Source organism: Mesorhizobium sp. STM 4661 (assembly GCF_000359125.1).
Classification (GTDB): Bacteria; Pseudomonadota; Alphaproteobacteria; order Rhizobiales; family Rhizobiaceae; genus Mesorhizobium.
The window spans coordinates 86,474-104,860 of record NZ_CAAF010000028.1 but is presented as its reverse complement, the minus strand read 5'-3'; the positions used below and the strand labels follow the sequence as shown (position 1 = coordinate 104,860).

Sequence of the window (18,387 nt, the reverse complement as noted above, 5' to 3'; positions counted from 1 at the left end):
AAATCGTTAAGCCACGCTAAACAGGCATAGGAAACAAAAGGTTAATTTTGGTGGGCCGAGGATGAAGTTTCCCGCATGGGTTGCGCATCCTGTTGATGCACTAAAAAGCTGCCGAACGGCACGTTAAGCTTTCCGATCTATGCTTTTTCAACGCATGACCGAGACCAGTGACATACCGCAAAGGCGGCCCCTCGCCCGGATCGGCGCTTTCGTGGCCGAGCGACGGGGGCTGGTTCGCGACTACCTCTCCGCGATCAGCGGCGCGGGCGGGCGGCTGGTGTTTTCGCTGGCCTATTTCATCGCGCTGGCCAACACGCTGTCCATCGCCGAGTTCGGCATGTTCGCCACCGCATCGGCCGCCGGCGTGATGCTGTCGCGCATCCTGGCCTTCGGCTTCATCTCGGCGCTCTATCGCACCGCCACCATTCGCCCCAATCTGATCGGCACCTTCACCGCCGGCTTCCTGCTGCTTGGCGTCTTGTCGCTGCCGCTGCTGGCTATAGCCTCCTACGGCGTCTACCTGATCTTCTTTGCCGGCACCGTGCCACTATCGGTGTTTGCGGCGATCGTGTTTGCCGAGGCGCTTTTGTGGCGGCCAGTCGAGGTGGCGCTGATCGTCAACAACGGCCTCGGCAAATTCGGCCGCGCCGCCTTGCTGGCGATCCTGGCGACAGCCTTGCGGGCGGGCGGCGCCATGCTGTTCATGCTCGCGGCGCAGCGGACCCTAGGTGTCTGGTCCTGCTATTATATCGGCGCCAATGCCGCCTCGCTGCTCATCGCTTTCGCATTCTTCTATCCGCGCCAGAGGCTGCGTCTCAGGCTGGAGCTCTATCTCAGGCGGCTCGCCGATTCCATCTACGTCGCCGGCGCCGAGGTGCTGTTCTACCTGCAGATGGAATTCGACAAGCTCCTGGTGCTGGCGATCGGTGGGCCGCATCTCGCCGGCATCTATGCCATCATCATGCGGCTGGTCGACCTGACCGCGATCCCGATCCGCACCTTCTCGATGATGCTGGTGCAACGCATGATGCGGGCGCCGGAACTGCTGTCGCGCCTCGCGGTCAAGAGCGGCATCGAAGGCGGCGTTTTCCTGGTCTCGACGCTGGCGCTGGCGGCGCTCGGCATCGTGCTGCATTTCTTCCCCAACGCGATGGGCAGGAATGTCGCGGAGGCAGCCCCTCTGGTGGCGCTGGCGATCTGCGTGCCGGGACTGCGCAATCTGGTCGAATACCAGGCCGAGCTTCTGTTCGCGCGCGGCCAGACGGCGGTCAGGGCGCTCAACCTCGGCCTGCTTGCCGGGCTGAAGGCGGTGCTTTTGACCTATGTGCTGACCACGATTGCCGACACGCCCAATCTGGTGCTGTCGCTCAACATCGTCTTCCTGCTGCTCTATCTCGCCTCGACGCTGCTGACCTATTCGGCAATGCGCAGACCGGCGAAGGCGGTCTAGGGGCAAGCCCGATCGGCTGGCTGTCGTCAATGGCCGAGATGGAGTGTTGTCGCACCTACTGTCCATCGGAATGAGCAAGGAGCGCCACGAGCCGTCATCGAAACTTTCGCGGCGGAATGACCGAGTTGGGCCGGAAGCGGACTGGCGGGTTTCAGGTGCGAATCTCAAAGAAGGGACGTCCGGATCCTCGGGAGCATCGTCGTGACCATTGCCCGCACCGTTCCAATACGCTGAGCGGTCTCACATATCTTTACTCTCTCCGAACGGTTGTGAAACACCGCTGCCCGCCTCCGGGTTGGGCGGACAAGTTTCCACGATGGTCCCCTTGTGGATTAGACCTTGCCTCCCCTTGCGTCACCACTGCCATTCTGTTTTCTGGCGGGTGGCTTGCGGATAGATTTTTCTGTGGGGGTTCTCCACAGGTGAAAGCAATACGGCCTCAACGCTACCTGCAGAGAGCCGACGAGAGCATGACGATTTGGGCGATAATACGCTGGATCGCGTAGGAGTATCCGCAAGCCACCTCCATGACAGTCGTATCTCTAAAATTGGAGCAGTACAGGAAGGCGGAAGATATCACCGACCTTGCCAAGATTTTCGACTCGAAGCCGGCGCACATCTCTTACGCGCTCTACAAGCTCGATCAGGCTCCTGCGCCGTCCAAGTACACAGAATTCACCGTCCCTAAGAAGTCTGGGGGTGTCCGCACCATCAAGGCACCCCACCCCGCGCTGAAGGCGATTCAGAAGAATCTCGCCAAGGATTTGCTGGAAATCGAGCAGGTGCTGGAAGAAACACGGGTGAAGAAGCCCGACTGCATCCTAGCACACGGCTTCAAAAAGAAGCTCTCTATCATGACCAATGGGGAGAACCACCGGAAGCGGCGCTATGTGTTCAACGTCGACCTGAAGGACTTTTTCCCAACCATAAACTTCGGGCGGGTCCGGGGCTTCTTCATGAAGCACAAGGATTTTGAATTGAAACCCGCTGTCGCGACCGTCCTTGCGCAGATCGCCTGCCATGACAACCAGTTGCCTCAGGGTAGCCCCTGCTCGCCCGTCATCTCCAATCTGATTGCCAGCGTTCTCGATATCCGCCTCAACGAACTCGCGCATCAGTACAACTGCACCTACACACGGTATGCGGACGACATCACGTTCTCCACCAGCGAGAAAAATTTTCCCACGGCAATCGGACGGCGCTACGTCGGGAGTATAAACCTTTGGGAAGCTGGACCAAAGCTCCTGAAAGCAATTTCGCGGGCCGGGTTCGAGCTAAATCCAGCCAAGACCCGCATGCAACTCGACTATTCACGACAGGAAGTGACCGGCGTCGTGGTCAACCAGAAGGTGAACATTCCGGCCGACTACTGCGCAACTGTCGCCGCAATGTGCCACCATCTCTTCATGGACGGTGAGTGCTTCATACAAGTTGCGGGCGCAAAGCAGCCATTCCCTCTCAAAAAGCTGAGGGGGCGCCTCGCCTACATCTACCAGGTCCGTGGGAAGGGGCCGAAGGTCAGAATTACGCCTGAAGATGCCGAAGAGAAGCCCAAGACTCCGAAACCGTGGGCCAGCACTAAACTGTTCGAAAAGTTCGCGGATTATGCCGACCTCTACGGTATCGAGCGCCCCGTACTCCTATGCGAGGGGGTAACGGATAACATTTACATCAAGGCTGCGATCCAGGCGCTCGCACTAAAGTTTCCTTCCCTCACCAACGCGGCTGGAGATTTGAAGATCAAGCTCTTCAAGTACACCAAAACGTCGGCGGCGCTGCAGCAATTAAGCGGCGGGGCCGGTGAGCTTGGGAAGCTGGCGTTCACGTATGCAAGCCGCATAAGGAAATTCAAAAGCGGCGCAAAGCACCCCCTGATCCTGATAGGGGATTCCGACAGCGGATCACAAAAGCTTTTCGATGCGGTTGAGAAAAAGACCGGTAAGAAGGTGGATGGCTCGCAAGCTTGGTATCATCTCGGCTCGAACCTGTATGTGGTACCGATACCGAAGGTCGGCAACAAGGACACTCCTATCGAACGACTGTTTGATCAAGCGCTTCTCGACACCCCTTATGAGAGCAAGAAATTCGACAAGACAAATGCTGAAAAGGACGGAAACAAGTTCTACGGAAAGAAAGTATTTGCCACCAAGGTAGTCGCGGCGAACAAGGGGACCGTAAATTTTGGTGGATTTGAGCCATTGCTGACAGCTATCGCAGAGGTCATTGAGTTTCATAAGACCAAAGTTGCGCCGCCTGCTAACTCAGTTCAAGCTATTGCACCGGTTGCGGCAGCCGGACCATAGTCAATCCACACAGCACATAGTCTTTCAGGGTGATCAGGTTTTTGACCCCGGGACTAACCGACCCCGATCAGCCGGCGGATGCGGCTGACATCGGTGCCGATGAAGGACTGCATGCCGATGGCCACCTGTTCCGGCGCCATGGCAGCAACGAAGCGGCGGAACTCGTCATCCGACAGCGCCTCGCCCGTCCAGTGGACGCGGCAGAACTCCTCCGAACCGTGGAAATGGCCGGCGCCGTCCAGCACGTCGTCGACATAGCGGCCGTAGATCATGCATTCGGAGAATTTCCGCGCCGCGCCGACGACCTCGACCCAGTTACGGCCGTGGACCTCCTCGATCCGGGCGCACATGGCCGTCAGGGTTTCGCGGCGCCAGGCAATCAGCGTCGAAATGTAGTCGTGCGTCGAAACCAAAGATGCGTCGATGCCGAGCGCCAGGCCGGCATTGCGCGACCAGATCCGGTGCTCCTCATGGCCTTCGCTGGATAGCACCTCGTCGCGGCAAAACAGGCGCACCTTGCCATAGCGCCAGAAGGCGTTTGTGTCGAAAGGCTTGAGGAAGGCCACGTCGGAGTCGCAGAAGATCAGCACGTCCTCGCGCGCATGCGCCGCTATCGCGATGCGGCGAAGCTGCTGCACATGCCAGCCACGCAGCGGCATCGTCCTTGGGCTGAGCCAGATGCGCCGGCGAAACAGGCTGAGCGGATCATCGAACGCGCGCAGCCAGCGCGGCAGGAGGTCCCGCTCATCGACAATGGTGCGGCGGCTGTTCTCCAACTGGCGAAACAGCGCCACGTCGCGATGCTCTACAAGGATGTAATGATGCGCCACGCCGGAGACGTGGCGGTCGAGGGTTTCGCACAACAGGCGGCAGCGTTCGAAGTCCGGCGCGTAGCTGGCCGTCACGACCGCGGCCGCCGGCGCCTGGCGAAGGAAATCGGGCCCGATGTCGGCGCTGGGCACGAACCGGCTGTTCAATGGCTTGCCCCGGGGTTTGCTCCGGCAGCTTCAGGCTTGCCAAACAGTTTCTGACGCAGGACGCGCAACAGGAACACAGGGTTGCCGACCACGTAGCGGCGCCAGAGGCGACCCGGTTCGATCCACAGCCGAAACAGCCATTCGAGCCTGAGCTGGCGCATCCACAGCGGCGCCCGCGGCACCGTGCCGCTGAGGAAATCGAGCAGCGCGCCGACGGCGATCGGCAATGTACAGTGACGCGCATCGATGTGGCGGGCGATCCACAATTCCTGGCGTGGCACGCCCATGGCGACGAGCAGCACGTCCGGATGCAGTTTGGCGATCCGATCGATGATTGCCGGCTCTTCGGCTGGCGGGAAATAGCCGTCGTGAATGACGACGAATCTGTGCTGCACCGCAAGTGCGGCCAGTCTGGTCGATGCAGCCTCGGCATTGACGCGCGTTGCGCCGAGCAGCCCCACGGTGAGCGGCCTGGTGGATGCCTGCAGGAAAGCCGGGATGAAATCGGTGCCGTTGAGATTGTCGGGAAACGGCGCGCCGTAGAGCAATTTCGCCGCCATGTCGACGCCGACGCCATCGGGCAGGATCAAAAAATCGTCGAGCGCTTCGGCGAACACCGGATCCACACTGGCGATGTTGGCGTTGTGGGCGTTGAGAAAGCTTATCTTGGTGAAGCGCCGCTCCGCGATCAACCGGGTCAGCAGGGCGATCGCGTCGTCCCAACGGATGGCGAGGACCGAGATGCCGAGGATCGTCTTCAAACTGTCGACCCCAAAGGCGGCGTGGGCAGTATGCATGTTCATGCAAACGCCTCCTGCCTGACGGGGTTGAGCTTCGCCAGGCCGAGCCTGATCGCGGCATCGAGCGCTTTCACCTGGCGGCGATGGAAGGCGCTGCCATCGACATCCCTGACATCGGCGGCCGCGGCTGCGAGCGCGGCGGCAAAGGCAAGCGGATCATCGGTGACGACGCAATTGGCCGGGCGATGATCGATGCCGCGCAGCGAATGGCTGGTGGCGACGGATGGCAGGCCGAGCTCGAAGGTCTCGATGGTCTTGAGCTGGACGCCGCTGCCGGCCGTGCTGATCAGCGGAATGACGGCGGCGCCGCGCACGAAAGCCTGCGCGTCCGGCACACGCCCGACAAATTCGACGCCCGGATGCGTCGAGGTGACGCCCGATGGCACACTGCCGGCGATCCTGATCCGGAAATCAGCCTTTAGATGCGGCACCACCTTTTCCAGGAACCAGTCGAGGCCGATTCGGTTCGGCTGCCAGGTCCAGGTGCCGATCAGCGCCGCGTCGCAGTCGATGCGGCGCTGGGTCCGTTGCTTCGGCGCCTCACTGCGCGTCACCAGCGGCAGTACCGCCGAGCGGTCATCGGAAGCGACGCCGAGTGCCGAGCGATCCTCGTCGGCCAAGGTGAAGACGAAGCGCGCCCGGCTGCAGAGCCGCTCTTCCACCGCCTCGAGCAGCTTCGCCTCGCGTCGAAACAACAGGCGCTGGAGAATACTGCCCGCGGCCGCGGCGTTCTCCCGAGCCGAGCGATGTTCGACATTGTGGGCGACGAAGATCGATGGCCGGTCGTCGAAGAGCCTTTCGAAGGCGCCGGCGAACTGCACTGAATTCAGGACATAACCGTCGAAGGGGCCGGCGCGCTCTATGGCGGCGCGGACCTCGCTGTCGGAAACGACGCGCAACTTGACCGACGCGAAAGTGAGGCCGGAAAGCATCGCCCTTGCAACCCAGGCGAGCTTCTGCAGCGATGATGCACTTTCGGTGCGGACATCGACGGCGCCGAGCACGATGGTGTTTTGCGGATCGCTCGCCGGCTTGCCCGGCCAGGTGAAGCCGATCACGGTGACGCGCGCGCCGGCGCGCCGCAAAGCAGCGATGATCGCGGCGTTGGCAATCTCATAGCCCGAGGCAAGAGCACCGTCGGGCACGATCGATGTGGCGAACAGCAGATGCATCTCACCTATCCTGTCCGATGCAGCTAGCAAAGCGGGGTGAAGCGTTGATTAAACGGCAACAATCGAAGGTTGATGGCCACGAGTTTTGCCTGCCCGTCCACGAAAGGTGATTAACGAAACGTTATCATCGCGGTGCTATCGAGAGCCAAACTCACCTTCTGGGCTGGACACGGATGATCCCTTCGCCATCGGACGGTTCGGTATCGATCGCGGGGCGGTCTCCAAAACTTGCCGCGGAGGCCGTCGAGGCCGTCGTCACGCTGCCGACCTTCAAACGGCCGCAGCAGCTGTTGGCGACGCTGGCATCGCTCAAGGCCCAGGAAACCGGCAGACGCTTCGCCGTCATCGTCATGGAGAATGAAACGGAGGCGCGCGCCGGCGCCAAGGCGGCGCTGCCGCTGTTCGAGCGCGGCGAGATATCAGGCATGGTGATCGTCGCGCATGAGCGCGGCAATTGCAGCGCCTACAATGCCGGCTGGCAGACGGCGATCCTGCATTTCCCTGCTTTTAGGCACCTCCTGGTCATCGACGACGACGAGATCGCCGATCCGCAATGGCTGGAGCGCATGTGCAAGGCGGCCGAGGCGCTCGGCGCCGACATCGTCGGCGGCCCGCAAATACCCGTGTTTGCCGAGGCGGCCCATGCGAGATGGGCTGCGCATCCGGTCTTTGCACCACCCTACCGGGAAACCGGGCGTGTGCCCGCGCTCTATTCGTCGGGCAATCTCCTGGTCGGCCGCAACGTGCTCACCGCCATGGGCCCACCCTTCCTCGACCTGAAATTCAACTTCATGGGCGGCGGCGATTCCGATTTCCTGAGCCGTGCAGCGCAAAGGGGTTTCGTGCTTGGCTGGTGCGCCGAGGCGAAAGTCAGGGAAAGCGTGCCGGCCCGGCGCGTCGAGGCCGACTGGATCCGCGCCCGCAGCCTGCGCAACGGCGTCATCTCGACACTGGTCGAGAAGAAGAAGCGGGCCGGCACGCCATTCGCCGGCGCCAAGGTGTTTCTGAAGAGCCTGGCGCTGCTTGCCGCCTCGCCGTTTCGCGGCGCGATCAGGCTGGCGCAGACGGGATCGCTGGCGATTGCGTTGTATCCCATCCATGTAGCGCTCGGCCGCGTGCTTGCCGAATTCGGATATGCCAATGAGCAGTACCGCCAGCCTGAGAAGAACTGAGCGGGCGCCGCTCAGCGCTGCCTTCACGCGCGACGGCGTCGCGACGGCTATCGCCGCGCTGCTGTTCACCGTCATCCTGGTATCGTTCCGGCCTTTCCAGCCGGCCGGCGCCGAATTGACCGGCGATGGTGGCGACATCGTCAACCAGCTCGGCTTCGGCTCGCTTGGCGCGATCTCGATCTTCTCGCTGATGGCGTTCGCCGACCCACGCGTGGTGCGTTCGCTGCTCAGCCCGTCCTGGCTGTTGATGCTGGGTTTCTTCATGCTGTCGGTGGTGATGGCGACCGACCCGCCGTCGGCGATGCGCGCTGCTTTCTTTACGCTGATCGGCATTATGACGATGGCGACGATCCTGGCGCTTCCGCGCGACGCGGAGGCGTTCTCGAAAGTCATCATCTTCACCATCGTCGTCGTCATGGGGCTCTCCTATGTCGGGCTCATCGTCTTTCCAAACGAGGCACTGCACACCGCCGATTCGCAGGAGCCTGAACATGCCGGCCTGTGGCGCGGCGTCTTCACCCACAAGAACGTCGCCGGGCCGATCATGGCCTGCTTCAGCTTCGCCGGCCTGTACCTCTACCGGCGCGGGCAGCGGCTATGGGGCGCTGCAATCTTCTGCGCGGCCATGGTCTTCGTGTTCCACACGGGATCCAAGACGACCGCCGGACTGGTGCCGCTCTCGATCCTGATCGTCGTGCTGCCGAGCCTCATCGGCATGAGGCTCGGCACACCGGTCCTGTTTGCGCTGGCAATCATCGCCACGGCGGTGGGCACGCTCGGCATCGTCTTCCTGCCGCCGGTAAAATATCTGGCGTCGATCTATTTCCCGGACATGACCTTCACCGGTCGCACGACGCTATGGGAGTTCGCCGGCGACATGCTGGCGAAGCGGCCGTGGACCGGCTATGGCTATGAGAGCTTCTGGGGCACGCCGCTGCTCCTGAACCAGGACCAGCCCTTCGACCGGCCCTGGGATATCAGAACCATCGTGCACGGCCATGACGGCTATCTCGACATCGCCGTGCTGATGGGCATTCCGGCGCTGTGCGTGGCGGTGTACACCTTCCTGATCGCGCCGCTGCGCGACTACATGCGCATTCCCTTGCGCAAGGAGAATATCTATCTCGGCGACTTCTTCATGATGGTGGTGCTGTTCACCGCGTTGAATGCCTTCCTCGAAAGCTTCTTCTTCCGCCGCGCCGATCCGGTCTGGATGTTTTTCGTCTTTGGCGTGCTTGGCCTCAGGCAAGTGTCGCTGCGGCCGCTCGCGGTTCGCCGTCAGTCCTGATTAGCCCCATCCCAAGGGGCTTTCCCGCTACGCCGCGAGCGTCTATGGAGAGCCGCTCCTTCCGGAACCGTATCCGGCTTCCGGGGTCATGCTCTAGCGGAGGATTTCCATGGCGATCAGGCTTGTTCTCGCCGGTTGCGGCAATATGGGCTACGCCATGCTGTCGGGTTGGCTGAAGTCCGGCAAGCTCGCACCTGCGGCGGTTTTCGTGGTCGAACCCAATGCCGAATTGCGCAAGCGCGCCGAAGCGGTCGGTTGCGGCGCGGCGGCGGACGCCGGCGGCATTCCGGCGGATGCGGTGCCGGCGCTTGTCGTCATTGCCGTGAAACCGCAGGTGATCCGCGACGTGACCGCCGCCTACAAGCGCCTCGGTGACGGCCGCACCACCTTCGTCAGCATCGCCGCCGGAACCCCGGTCGCCACTTTCGAGGACATATTGGGCAATCGCGCGCCGATCATCCGCTGCATGCCCAACACGCCGGCGGCGATCGGCAAGGGCATGATGGTGGTGTTTTCCAACAGGCTTGTCTCCGACGATACCAAGCGTTTCGTCGCCGATCTGCTTTCGGCGAGCGGCGCGGTGGCCGACATCGACGACGAGGGCCTGATGGATGCCGTGACGGCCGTGTCCGGATCCGGCCCGGCCTACGTCTTCCATTTCATCGAAGCGCTGACCGTGGCCGCGGAGAAAGCCGGGCTGCCGACGGCGACCGCCAAGCTCTTGGCCATGCAGACGGTCTACGGCGCCGCCTCGCTTGCCGCCGAAAGCGGCGAGGAGCCGGGCGTGCTGCGCCAGCAGGTCACCAGCCCCAACGGCACGACAGCCGCCGCGCTTGCGGTGCTGATGGGCGAGGAGCGGCTGACAAATCTGCTGACCGAAGCGGTGGAGGCAGCGCGGCTAAGGTCGATCGAACTGGGGAAGTAGGCTAACCGAGGTCGCAAGACATCAGGAATGTCCCCACATGTCGTCGATCTCATCCTTGGCCACAGGCCGTCCGTCCTTGCCCGCTCTGGATTTGAGATCGTGGGCAATAGCTGCGAGTCGTTCGGCCAGAGGAATGCGTCCACTTTCCCGCTTCAATTCGGATTCACGCGCCTCGTTCACTTCCCAAATCTCCATGCAGCATCTCGTCCTGCAGCCGGCGCAAGGCGAACAGCCTGGTCGTCCGGTCGGGTGCGGCATTGTCCGCCGTCAGCAATTCGCCCTTCCTGACCGGCTTCAGCACCTTGCCGCCTTCGAGCAGACCAACCGGCACCGCGCGGTAGGCGCGGGCTTCTTCGACGGTCATGGTCCAGGAGCGGTAGCAGGTCTCGCCGATGGCGTCGAAATTCTCTCCGGCGGCAAGGTCGCGCTTGGCCACTGCGCAGACTTCCGCAACCGGCTTCGGCAGCGGCACCATGTCCGGCTTGCCGTAGAGCGCGATGCGCGCGGCGGTCAGCGGCACTTCCAGCGAGGTCAGATGATAGGGCCGGAAGAAGCTGTAATAGGGACCATGGCCGATATGGAGATCGTCCATGCGCTCGATGATGCGCGGATGCGTCGCCTCGACGATGACGAAGACGCCAGGCGCCACGCCCTTGCCGATCGTGTAGTCGACGACGCCTTTCCTGGACAGGATACCGCCGTCGGCACGCGGGATGAGCACCTTGGCCAGTTCATCGCGGTCGGCCCTGGGGCCGTGCATGCCGGCAATATCAGGCACCAGCCCGGTGGCGTTGGCGATGGCGCACATCTCGACCATGGTTTTCGAGCCGTCGACGAACTCGACCAGCATGCGCGGGTTCATGTTGCGGCGCAGCGCTTCCTCGCGATAGTCGTCGGGCACGGCATCGTGGTTGAGCGGGTTGTTCTTGCCCTTGCCGGCCGAGACGATGGTGTAGCCGAGTGAGGCGGCGAACTCGATCAGTTCCATGCAGCTCGACGGCTCATCGCCGGCGCCGACCGAATAGACGACACCGAGCCGGTCGGCCTGCTGCTTGAGATAGCAGCCGATGGTGACGTCGGCCTCGACATTCATCATCACCAGATGCTTGCCGTGCTCCATCGCCTTCAGGTCGAAATCGGCGGCGACGCCAGGTTTTCCCGTAGCGTCGATGACCACGTCGATCAGCGGATTGGTGACCAGCATCTCGTTCGAGGTGATGGCGATCTTGCCGTTCTCGATCGCCTCGCTGACTTTCGATGCGGCGTCCGCTTCGACGGCCATCGCCTCGTCGCCATAGGCGATGCGGATTGCCTCGCGCGCGGTATGCGGGCGCCGAGTCGAAATGGCCGAGATCGAAATGCCCGGCATCAGCATGCCTTGCGTCACCAGATCGGTACCCATTTCGCCCGAGCCGATGACGCCGATGCGCACCGGGCGGCCTTCGCTGGCACGCTTGGCGAGATCGCGGGCAAGCCCGGTCAGGGCGACATTGGTCATTCAGGAACGTCCACTGCTTTTAAGTCTTTGGTTTTTATGCATGTCGCCTCCCCAAAACCGCTATGCAATTCTGGACGACATCCATCAGGTGGCGGGAATAGCAGGGAACGGTCCCAGTTTGCCAACAAAACCGGCTGGCGGCGGCAATTTCTTGCTGCTGGTTCCCGGAAAAGATTGCAATTCAGCCAGCAAGGCCCGCGCCTCGTTACCGTCCTGCTTGGCGTCGAGGCGCTGCAAGGCGTTGTCGAGCCGAACTGGCCGTTGGCCCGACGCGCAGGCGCCTCCCGCGCGCCACGGTATCGGGCAGGACTCGCTGTTTTCGGCGAAGCGCCGGGAACCTCATCGCAACGCGTTCCTGCCCTTGCGGACGTTGTCGAGGTTCTCGGCCAAGGCGGGGACGAGCGTACAGCAGAACAGCACGAGCGCCGCGGCAAACGCCACGCGCATGCGCTTTCCTGCTACCCACCCAAACTGCATCGCCCCCCGGAACCCGCAATTGGCGATCTTCCGCAAGGACATGGCATCATGATGGCCGGCTGGTGGGCAAGTCCCAGGACAAGAGATGTTCTTTGCGGGCCGGCGAGCCATGAGATCGGCCGCCGGCTGGCTTTCAAACGGTGACCGGATAAAGTTCAGCCAGATACTATTCGGCGGAGAGGTACCATCCTTGCCGCGGCATTTCGTGCCCGACAAGGCATTCAGGGGAGGTTGCGATGACGAACGCGTTCACGCCGAGATTCGATCTGGCCGGCAAGGTGGTGCTGGTCACCGGAGCCTCGCGCGGCATCGGGCGGGCCTGCGCGCTCGCCTGCGCAGGTTCCGGCGCCGACATGATCGTCGGCGTGCGCAGTGCCGCCGACGGGGCGGACCTTCTCACCGAGATCGAGCGCATGGGCCGCCGAGCGCTGGCGGTGCAAATGGATTTGACCGATCTCGCCACGGTGCGAAAGGCTGTCGCCGAGGCGCACGCCGCCTTCGGGCGCATCGACGTTCTGGTCAACAATGTCGGGCTCGGGCCGGAAAACCTGGCGGAAAACGTGACCGAAGAGGATTTCGACCTCACCGTGAACGTCAACCTCAAGGGCACGTTCTTCACTACACAGGCGGTGGCCAAACTGATGATCGCGCAGAAATCCGGGCGCATCATCAACATCAGTTCGCAGGCCGGCACCGTGACGCTCAAGGGCGAAGCCATCTACTGCATGACCAAGGCGGCGATAAACCACCTCACCCGCTGCCTCGCCGCCGAATGGGCGCAGCACAAGATCGCCGTCAACAGCGTGGCGCCGACCTTCATCTGGACCGACGGCACAAGGCCCTCGCTCGCCGATCCGGATTTTCACGCGCATGTGCTGGGGCATATCCCGCTCGGCCGCATCGGCGACCCGATCGACGTCGCGGGGACGGTGGTGTTCCTTGCCTCGCCGGCGGCGTCGATGATCACTGGGGCGAATGTGCTGGTGGATGGGGGGTGGTCGGTGGCGTAGGGGGTGGGTGTTGCCGTTCTAGTGATCTAGCGGAGGCTGGTGCTGCGAGAGAGGATTGAACTCTCGACCTCTCCCTTACCAAGGGAGTGCTCTACCACTGAGCTACCGCAGCCGCCGATGGCGGGGCTTCTGCCATATCGAACCGGCAAGCGCAAGGCCAAGAGCGAGTATGTGTGGAAGCCGGCTTCGGACGGCTTTCCAGGACATGGCGGCGCCACAATGTTGGCTATGCCTGACTCTCGGGCTGGCTAGTCGCCAGCCGGGACGGGACGATGAACGACACGACAATTCCACCAAAAGCCGACGGTTTGCCGAAAAAGCCTGGCACGGACCGCAAGAGCCGGCTCGCCGAGCAGTTGCGCGCCAATCTGCAGAAGCGCAAGGCGCAGACGCGCTCGCGGCGCACAGGCGAGCCCGACCAGCGGCCGGACGGGCTCGGCCCATTAAGGGAAATGCAAAAGGATTGACTTAATATCAACAGACTTGGCCCGCGTGCCAAGAAATCCTATTTCTTGAACCAAGCCGGCCAATGGTCTAGACGGGCCGGCGGGGCGGACCAAATGGTCTAGACAGGACAGACTCAACCGATAGAAAACCGGCCTTTGGCCGAGGGGACATCTCTTCCATGGATCGCATCAGAATCGTCGGCGGCAACAAGCTTGCCGGAAGCATCCCGATCTCGGGCGCCAAGAACGCGGCCCTGCCGCTGATGATCGCCTCGCTGCTCACCGACGACACGCTGACGCTGGAAAACGTGCCGCATCTGGCCGATGTCGAGCAGCTTATCCGCATCCTCGGCAACCATGGCGTCGACTATTCGGTCAATGGCCGCCGCGAAAAGCAGCATGAGGGCTATTCGCGCACCATCAATTTCTCCGCCCGCAACATCGTCGATACGACAGCGCCTTACGAGCTGGTGTCGAAGATGCGCGCCTCGTTCTGGGTGATCGGCCCGCTGCTTGCCCGCATGGGCGAAGCCAAGGTGTCGCTGCCCGGCGGCTGCGCCATCGGCACGCGCCCTGTCGATCTGTTCCTGGAAGGCCTGCAGGTGCTGGGCGCCGATATCGATGTCGATACCGGCTATGTCATCGCCAAGACCAAGAACGGCCGTCTGGTCGGCAACCGCTACGTATTCCCGAAAGTGTCGGTGGGCGCCACCCATGTGCTGATGATGGCGGCCTCGCTGGCCAAGGGCGAGACGGTGCTGGAAAACGCTGCTTGCGAGCCCGAGATCGTCAACCTCGCCGAATGCCTCAACGCCATGGGCGCCAGGATTTCCGGCGCTGGTACGCCAACCATCACCATCGATGGCGTCGAAGCGCTGTCCGGCGCGCGCGTGCGCGTCATTCCCGACCGCATCGAGACCGGCACCTATGCGATGGCGGTGGCGATGACCGGCGGCGACGTCGTGCTGGAAGGCGCGAGGCCCGAGCTGTTGCAGACCGCGCTCGACATCATTGCCCAGACCGGCGCCGAGATCACGCAAACCAATTCCGGCATCCGTGTGCGGCGCAATGGCGCCGGCATTTCGCCGGTCGATGTGACGACGGCGCCCTTCCCGGCCTTCCCGACCGATCTGCAGGCGCAGTTCATGGGCCTGATGACCATGGCCAAGGGCAAGTCGCGCATCACCGAGACGATCTTCGAAAACCGCTTCATGCACGTTCAGGAGCTAGCTCGGCTCGGCGCCCACATCACGCTGTCCGGCCAGACGGCGATCGTCGACGGCGTTTCCAGGCTGAAGGGCGCGCCCGTCATGGCGACCGACCTGCGCGCCTCCGTTTCGCTGGTCATTGCGGGTCTGGCGGCCGAAGGCGAGACCACGGTCAACCGCGTCTACCATCTCGACCGCGGCTTCGAGCGGCTGGAAGAGAAGCTGTCCGGCTGCGGCGCGGTGATCGAGCGGATTTCGGCATAGGCAATCGGCGAAGCTGCCGATCTCCCCCCTTGCGGGGGAGATGCCCGGCAGGGCAGAGGGGGGTGCTGTCCCTCCGACTTGCCCGCCAATTACAGCCACGTCCTCAGGCTGTTCCCGCTTCGGAACGGGTTAAGTCGAAGTTGGCATTCCTTCACACCCCCCTCTGTCCTGCCGGACATCTCCCCCGCAAGGGGGGAGATCGGATGTCGCGTCGGCTTTCGCCAACCACCAACGCCGGAAAAGCAGGGGGGCAGCGCGAACCTGAAGCGATCCCCTTGGGCTGCGGTTGCACGGATCACCAAGACCGCCTAACAGAAAGCCGATTGTAAACCTTCGCAGGGTGTGAAATCCGCATGGCTCTCAAGCTTGTCGCGCTCGACGATCAGGATCTGAGCATCGTCTCGGCCCATGTCCAGGACGCCGTGCTGAAGGTCGGCGACCTCGAATACCTGCCGGCGGCCAAGCGCTTCGTGCTGACCATGAACCGCTTCGTCTGGGAGGCGAAATCGGGCGTGTTGCGCCAGCACAATGAGCGGCGGCAGGCCGTGCTGCATTTCGACCGGGTGCTGGGCGCCAAGACCAGCGGCATTGCCCGCGACAGGCCGGAAGAGGTTCTGTCGCTGCTGGCGATCAGCTTCGTCGGGATCGACAAGCCCGCCGGCATCGTCGAGCTGATCTTTGCGGGCGGCGGCGCGATCATGCTCGATGTCGAATGCATCGAGGCGCGGCTGGCCGACATCGGCGGCGCCTGGGAAGCGACGTCGCGTCCCGTCCACAGAGCCTGAGCGCTAGAGATGGCCATCACGCTTCGCCAATCCGACGCCGATTTCGAGCCGCGTTTCGCCGCATTCCTGTTGACCAAGCGGGAGGTTTCCGCCGATGTCGAGGCCGTGGTGCGCCAGATCATCGCGCGGGTGCGCGCCGAGGGCGACGCGGCGTTGATCGACTACACCAGGAAGTTCGACCAGGCCGACCTGAAAAGCCTCGGCATCGCCGTGGCGAAGGACGAGATCGCCCGCGCTTATGAGGGCGCCGACGCGCAGACGATCGGGGCGCTCGAATTCGCCCGCGACCGCATCCGCGCCTATCACGAGCGGCAGCGGCCGAAGGACGACCGCTATACCGACGCCGCCGGCGTCGAACTCGGCGCGCGCTGGACGGCGATCGAGGCGGTCGGGCTCTATGTGCCGGGCGGCACGGCGAGCTATCCAAGCTCGGTGCTGATGAATGCCATTCCAGCCAAGGTCGCCGGCGTCGAGCGCATTGCGATTGCCGTGCCCGCCTCCGGCGGCGCCGTGCCGCCGCTGGTGCTGGTCGCGGCCGATCTCGCCGGGGTTTCCGAGATCTACCGCGTCGGCGGCGCGCAGGCGATCGCGGCACTCGCCTATGGAACCGAGACCATAAAGCCCGTCGCCAAGATCGTCGGACCGGGCAATGCCTATGTCGCGGCGGCCAAGCGCCAGGTGTTCGGCACCGTCGGCATCGACATGATCGCCGGGCCTTCGGAAGTGCTGGTGGTGGCCGACGGCAGCAATAATCCGGACTGGATCGCCGCCGACCTGCTCGCCCAGGCCGAGCATGACGTGTCGGCGCAGTCGATCCTGGTCACCGACGATCCGGCCTTCGGCATAGCGGTCGAACAGGCGGTCGAACGCCAGTTGCAAAGCCTGTCGCGCGGGGAGACGGCGGCGGCGAGCTGGCGCGACTTCGGCGCCGTGATCCTGGTGCCTTCGATCGACGCGGCGCTGCCGCTGGTCGACCGCATCGCGGCCGAACATGTCGAGTTGGCAATCGACGATGCCGAGGGCTTCCTTTCGCGGATGCGCAACGCCGGCGCCGTCTTTCTCGGCCGCCACACGCCTGAAGCCATCGGCGACTATGTCGGCGGCTCCAACCACGTGCTGCCGACGGCGCGCTCGGCGCGCTTCTCGTCGGGCTTGTCAGTGCTCGATTTCGTCAAGCGCACCTCGATCCTGAAGCTCGGGCCGGAGCAGTTGCGGCTGCTGGCGCCCGCGGCCATCGCGCTGGCAAAGGCGGAAGGCCTCGACGCGCATGGCCGCTCCGTCGCCATACGGCTGAACATGTAGGCTGACATGTCGGACTACGATCGAACCAGTGCCAGGCTGATCGATGTCGAACTCGACGAATCGATCGGCCGCTCGACGCCCGATGTCGAGCATGAGCGGGCGGTGGCGATCTTCGACCTGATCGAGGAGAACAGCTTCCGGCCGATCAATGACGACGGCGCCGGGCCCTACCGGCTGAAGCTGTCGCTGGCCGAGTCCCGCCTGGTCTTCGCGGTGACGCGCGAGGACGGCGCCGAGGTGGTCACCCACATCCTGTCGCTGACGCCGCTCAGGCGCATCGTCAAGGATTACTACCTGATCTGCGAAAGCTATTACGACGCCATCCGCTCCTCGACGCCCAGTCATATCGAGGCGATCGACATGGGCCGGCGCGGCCTGCACAATGAAGGCTCGCAGACGCTGATGGACCGGCTTGCCGGCAAGATCGACATCGACTTCGACACGGCGCGCCGGCTGTTCACGCTGGTCTGCGTGCTGCACTGGCGGGGTTAGACCCTGGCCGCCGGCTCCCCGCCCCGCTCGATCCTGTTCGTGTGCGGGATGAACGCCGTGCGCTCGCCGATGGCCGAGTTGCTGGCGCGCCAGGCGCTTCCGGCCACGATTTTCGTCGCCTCGGCCGGTGTGCGCGCCGGTGAGCGCGATCCGTTCGTCGACGCCGTGCTTGCCGAGGACGGCCTGTCGCTGGGCGAGCGTCACCCCAGAACCCTGGACGATCTCGAGGACGACTATTTCGACCTGATCGTCACGCTGGCGCCGGAAGCGCATCACACCGCGCTCGAACTCACCCGCTCGCTCGCCGTCGACGTCGAATACTGGCCGACGCCGGACCCGACAAATATAGGCGGCACGCGCGAGCAGGTCATGGCCGCCTATCGCGACGTGCGCGAGCGGCTGAAGGCGCGGATTACCGGCCGTTTTCTCAACGCCGAGGCCAAAAACGCCACGGATTAAGCATGTTCACAAGCGCACGATTATCATATAGGTTCCGCCCAAATTCCGGCCGGGGCGCTGGAACCGCCATCCAAGCAAAGGTATCGAATGCCGAAGGAAGAAGTCCTCGAGTTTCCGGGTATCGTCACGGAATTGTTGCCCAACGCGATGTTCAGGGTGAAGCTTGAAAACGAACACGAAATCATCGCCCACACGGCCGGCCGCATGCGCAAGAACCGCATCCGCGTGCTGACCGGCGACAAGGTCCTGGTCGAGATGACGCCCTACGACCTGACCAAGGGCCGCATCACCTACCGTTTCAAGTAAGATCGTCGGAGCATTGGACCGAAAAGTGCGCAGCGGTTTTCGGACAAATCCAA

The 18,387-nt window shown here is 63.2% G+C and carries 19 protein-coding genes and 1 tRNA gene; 13 read left to right on the top strand and 7 right to left on the bottom strand.

What is annotated here, in order from left to right:
• Positions 1–154: 154 nt before the first annotated feature.
• Positions 155–1,450 (top strand): hypothetical protein, encoded by a 1,296-nt coding sequence (locus tag MESS4_RS09415; RefSeq protein ID WP_006329322.1) that lies wholly within the window; start codon positions 155–157, stop codon positions 1,448–1,450.
• Positions 1,451–1,977: 527 nt separating this feature from the next.
• On the top strand, positions 1,978–3,753 hold the full coding sequence (locus MESS4_RS09410) for a retron Ec67 family RNA-directed DNA polymerase/endonuclease (RefSeq protein WP_006329313.1): 1,776 nt from the start codon (positions 1,978–1,980) through the stop codon (positions 3,751–3,753).
• A 53-nt stretch (positions 3,754–3,806) separates the two neighbouring features.
• Here the strand turns inward: MESS4_RS09410 and MESS4_RS09405 are convergent, their stop codons facing one another.
• From MESS4_RS09405 to MESS4_RS09395, 3 genes are read right to left on the bottom strand one after another with little or no spacing between them, the layout of a single operon-like run.
• The gene (locus MESS4_RS09405) at positions 3,807–4,730 is read right to left on the bottom strand and encodes a DUF6492 family protein (RefSeq protein ID WP_006329312.1); all 924 of its coding nucleotides are present in this window, start codon (positions 4,728–4,730) and stop codon (positions 3,807–3,809) included.
• Positions 4,727–5,533, bottom strand: coding sequence for a WecB/TagA/CpsF family glycosyltransferase (locus MESS4_RS09400; RefSeq protein ID WP_006329311.1), 807 nt, complete (start codon positions 5,531–5,533; stop codon positions 4,727–4,729). Before MESS4_RS09400 ends, MESS4_RS09405 begins: the two co-directional genes overlap by 4 nt.
• Positions 5,530–6,702, bottom strand: a complete 1,173-nt coding sequence (locus tag MESS4_RS09395; protein ID WP_006329310.1) for a glycosyltransferase family 4 protein — start codon at positions 6,700–6,702, stop codon at positions 5,530–5,532. The genes MESS4_RS09400 and MESS4_RS09395 overlap by 4 nt, the downstream gene beginning before the upstream one ends.
• A gap of 173 nt (positions 6,703–6,875) precedes the next feature.
• On the opposite strand from MESS4_RS09395, the gene MESS4_RS09390 reads away from it, so the two are divergent.
• From MESS4_RS09390 to proC, 3 genes are all read left to right on the top strand, one after another.
• Positions 6,876–7,874: a glycosyltransferase gene (locus MESS4_RS09390; RefSeq protein WP_006329308.1), complete on the top strand. Its 999-nt coding sequence runs from the start codon at positions 6,876–6,878 to the stop codon at positions 7,872–7,874.
• Positions 7,843–9,162, top strand: coding sequence for an O-antigen ligase (locus tag MESS4_RS09385; RefSeq protein WP_006329306.1), 1,320 nt, complete (start codon positions 7,843–7,845; stop codon positions 9,160–9,162). Before MESS4_RS09390 ends, MESS4_RS09385 begins: the two co-directional genes overlap by 32 nt.
• Positions 9,163–9,271: 109 nt before the next feature.
• Positions 9,272–10,087 carry a pyrroline-5-carboxylate reductase gene (gene proC / locus MESS4_RS09380; RefSeq protein ID WP_006329304.1) on the top strand — a complete coding sequence of 272 codons (816 nt, stop codon included), beginning with the start codon at positions 9,272–9,274 and terminating at the stop codon, positions 10,085–10,087.
• Between the two features lie 21 nt (positions 10,088–10,108).
• On the opposite strand, the gene MESS4_RS31995 is transcribed toward proC, so the two are convergent.
• The 3 genes from MESS4_RS31995 to MESS4_RS33405 form a co-directional block, all read right to left on the bottom strand.
• Positions 10,109–10,282, bottom strand: coding sequence for a hypothetical protein (locus tag MESS4_RS31995; RefSeq protein ID WP_006329302.1), 174 nt, complete (start codon positions 10,280–10,282; stop codon positions 10,109–10,111).
• On the bottom strand, positions 10,251–11,585 hold the full coding sequence (locus tag MESS4_RS09375) for an NAD(P)H-dependent oxidoreductase (RefSeq protein ID WP_006329300.1): 1,335 nt from the start codon (positions 11,583–11,585) through the stop codon (positions 10,251–10,253). Before MESS4_RS09375 ends, MESS4_RS31995 begins: the two co-directional genes overlap by 32 nt.
• A gap of 84 nt (positions 11,586–11,669) precedes the next feature.
• Positions 11,670–11,822 (bottom strand): hypothetical protein, encoded by a 153-nt coding sequence (locus MESS4_RS33405; protein ID WP_157385545.1) that lies wholly within the window; start codon positions 11,820–11,822, stop codon positions 11,670–11,672.
• 476 nt (positions 11,823–12,298) lie between these two features.
• On the opposite strand from MESS4_RS33405, the gene MESS4_RS09365 reads away from it, so the two are divergent.
• On the top strand, positions 12,299–13,072 hold the full coding sequence (locus MESS4_RS09365; RefSeq protein ID WP_006329298.1) for a glucose 1-dehydrogenase: 774 nt from the start codon (positions 12,299–12,301) through the stop codon (positions 13,070–13,072).
• 37 nt (positions 13,073–13,109) lie between these two features.
• Here MESS4_RS09365 and MESS4_RS09360 read toward each other — a convergent pair.
• Positions 13,110–13,184: transfer RNA gene (locus MESS4_RS09360), tRNA-Thr, on the bottom strand.
• A gap of 160 nt (positions 13,185–13,344) precedes the next feature.
• Between MESS4_RS09360 and MESS4_RS09355 the strand changes: the two genes are divergently transcribed.
• The 7 genes from MESS4_RS09355 (at position 13,345) to infA (ending at position 18,334) form a co-directional block, all read left to right on the top strand.
• Positions 13,345–13,539, top strand: a complete 195-nt coding sequence (locus MESS4_RS09355) for a hypothetical protein (protein WP_006329296.1) — start codon at positions 13,345–13,347, stop codon at positions 13,537–13,539.
• Positions 13,540–13,697: 158 nt separating this feature from the next.
• Entirely contained in the window at positions 13,698–14,990 is a 1,293-nt protein-coding gene (gene murA / locus MESS4_RS09350) for a UDP-N-acetylglucosamine 1-carboxyvinyltransferase (protein ID WP_006329294.1), read from the top strand.
• Positions 14,991–15,343: 353 nt separating this feature from the next.
• Complete coding sequence (locus tag MESS4_RS09345; protein ID WP_006329292.1) at positions 15,344–15,775, top strand: DUF2948 family protein; 432 nt, start codon at positions 15,344–15,346, stop codon at positions 15,773–15,775.
• A gap of 9 nt (positions 15,776–15,784) precedes the next feature.
• Positions 15,785–17,077 carry a histidinol dehydrogenase gene (gene hisD, locus MESS4_RS09340; protein WP_006329290.1) on the top strand — a complete coding sequence of 431 codons (1,293 nt, stop codon included), beginning with the start codon at positions 15,785–15,787 and terminating at the stop codon, positions 17,075–17,077.
• Positions 17,078–17,083: 6 nt separating this feature from the next.
• Positions 17,084–17,569, top strand: coding sequence for a UPF0262 family protein (locus tag MESS4_RS09335; protein WP_006329285.1), 486 nt, complete (start codon positions 17,084–17,086; stop codon positions 17,567–17,569).
• Between the two features lie 48 nt (positions 17,570–17,617).
• A complete protein-coding gene (locus tag MESS4_RS09330; protein WP_006329284.1) occupies positions 17,618–18,028 on the top strand; it encodes a low molecular weight phosphatase family protein in 411 nt (136 codons plus the stop codon).
• A gap of 87 nt (positions 18,029–18,115) precedes the next feature.
• A complete protein-coding gene (gene infA, locus MESS4_RS09325; protein WP_006329283.1) occupies positions 18,116–18,334 on the top strand; it encodes a translation initiation factor IF-1 in 219 nt (72 codons plus the stop codon).
• Positions 18,335–18,387: the final 53 nt, after the last annotated feature.

Coding starts and splice junctions, on each gene's coding strand:
- hisD (WP_006329290.1), top strand. CDS start 15,785: ATGGCCATCACGCTTCGCCAATCCGACGCCGATTTCGAGCCGCGTTTC.
- MESS4_RS09345 (WP_006329292.1), top strand. CDS start 15,344: ATGGCTCTCAAGCTTGTCGCGCTCGACGATCAGGATCTGAGCATCGTC.
- MESS4_RS31995 (WP_006329302.1), bottom strand. CDS start 10,282: ATGGAGATTTGGGAAGTGAACGAGGCGCGTGAATCCGAATTGAAGCGG.
- MESS4_RS09375 (WP_006329300.1), bottom strand. CDS start 11,585: ATGACCAATGTCGCCCTGACCGGGCTTGCCCGCGATCTCGCCAAGCGT.
- MESS4_RS09330 (WP_006329284.1), top strand. CDS start 17,618: ATGAACGCCGTGCGCTCGCCGATGGCCGAGTTGCTGGCGCGCCAGGCG.
- proC (WP_006329304.1), top strand. CDS start 9,272: ATGGCGATCAGGCTTGTTCTCGCCGGTTGCGGCAATATGGGCTACGCC.
- infA (WP_006329283.1), top strand. CDS start 18,116: ATGCCGAAGGAAGAAGTCCTCGAGTTTCCGGGTATCGTCACGGAATTG.
- MESS4_RS09400 (WP_006329311.1), bottom strand. CDS start 5,533: ATGAACATGCATACTGCCCACGCCGCCTTTGGGGTCGACAGTTTGAAG.
- MESS4_RS09390 (WP_006329308.1), top strand. CDS start 6,876: ATGATCCCTTCGCCATCGGACGGTTCGGTATCGATCGCGGGGCGGTCT.
- MESS4_RS09335 (WP_006329285.1), top strand. CDS start 17,084: ATGTCGGACTACGATCGAACCAGTGCCAGGCTGATCGATGTCGAACTC.
- MESS4_RS09355 (WP_006329296.1), top strand. CDS start 13,345: ATGAACGACACGACAATTCCACCAAAAGCCGACGGTTTGCCGAAAAAG.
- MESS4_RS09410 (WP_006329313.1), top strand. CDS start 1,978: ATGACAGTCGTATCTCTAAAATTGGAGCAGTACAGGAAGGCGGAAGAT.
- MESS4_RS09365 (WP_006329298.1), top strand. CDS start 12,299: ATGACGAACGCGTTCACGCCGAGATTCGATCTGGCCGGCAAGGTGGTG.
- MESS4_RS09415 (WP_006329322.1), top strand. CDS start 155: ATGACCGAGACCAGTGACATACCGCAAAGGCGGCCCCTCGCCCGGATC.
- murA (WP_006329294.1), top strand. CDS start 13,698: ATGGATCGCATCAGAATCGTCGGCGGCAACAAGCTTGCCGGAAGCATC.
- MESS4_RS09395 (WP_006329310.1), bottom strand. CDS start 6,702: ATGCATCTGCTGTTCGCCACATCGATCGTGCCCGACGGTGCTCTTGCC.
- MESS4_RS09385 (WP_006329306.1), top strand. CDS start 7,843: ATGAGCAGTACCGCCAGCCTGAGAAGAACTGAGCGGGCGCCGCTCAGC.